The sequence below is a fragment of the Synechococcus sp. R55.2 genome (genome assembly GCF_047462075.1).
Taxonomy (GTDB): Bacteria; Cyanobacteriota; Cyanobacteriia; order Thermostichales; family Thermostichaceae; genus Thermostichus.
The window spans coordinates 1-685 of the sequence record NZ_JANSIH010000244.1; the positions used below are offsets into that span (position 1 = coordinate 1).

The following is a 685-nucleotide window of genomic DNA, read 5'->3' on the forward strand; positions in this document are numbered from 1 at the left end:
AGGGCTGCTCAGGATAAATGTCGTACAGTTGCTCCACGTAAAACCCCACCCCCTGCAACACCGACCAAGGCAAGGGGCATTGGTACACATGAATGTTGGCAAACCAGACGGGCTCTGCAATCGCCTGTTGTAGGTTGTTGAAGTGCCCTGCCATCCAGGTGGCCAGTTGAGCCAGTTGTGGGGAAACAGACATAGGTTCAGATGGATTCAATGGATTGAAATCGAGAAGATTCAGATCGAGCGCTCCTGATCCTGCAGACTTTGTCCAACTGTCAGGGACTCCGTCCCGATGGCGCACTCCATAACACACTCTACAAAACTACACCAGGGAATAGCTTGGTAGCCCTGTACTTGAGTGCGGGGTGGAAAAGCCCTTGGGCAACTTGATTTAAGGGAATTTAAGGGATTTAAGAGAGCATTGTTGCTTACCGTCACCCGCCCTGTCTCTGGCGGAGTTGTTGCCATGGGCAGGGGAACCGCAACCCTGTGGCGACGAGGCCGTTCGCGCCACTCGGACGGAGTTCTTGAAGGGGATTGGGTTGCAGGGACAGGCTAGAGTAGAGGAGCCGGACTCCTGTGCCTCTTGAGATCTCGTCTAAGATGGTATTGATGTCGGCCCTACCCATTCCGCTGCTGGGGCAATCCTTGTCTGCTCTGAAAGACTGGGCGGTTGCCCAAGGACAGC

1 protein-coding gene is annotated in these 685 nt (G+C 54.5%); it reads right to left on the reverse strand.

Going from position 1 to position 685, the window contains the following annotated elements; all coding sequences use genetic code 11:
• Positions 1-193: CpcT/CpeT family chromophore lyase (locus NW838_RS08285; protein WP_414427848.1), on the reverse strand; the 193-nt coding region annotated here is incomplete at its 3' end.
• Positions 194-685: the final 492 nt, after the last annotated feature.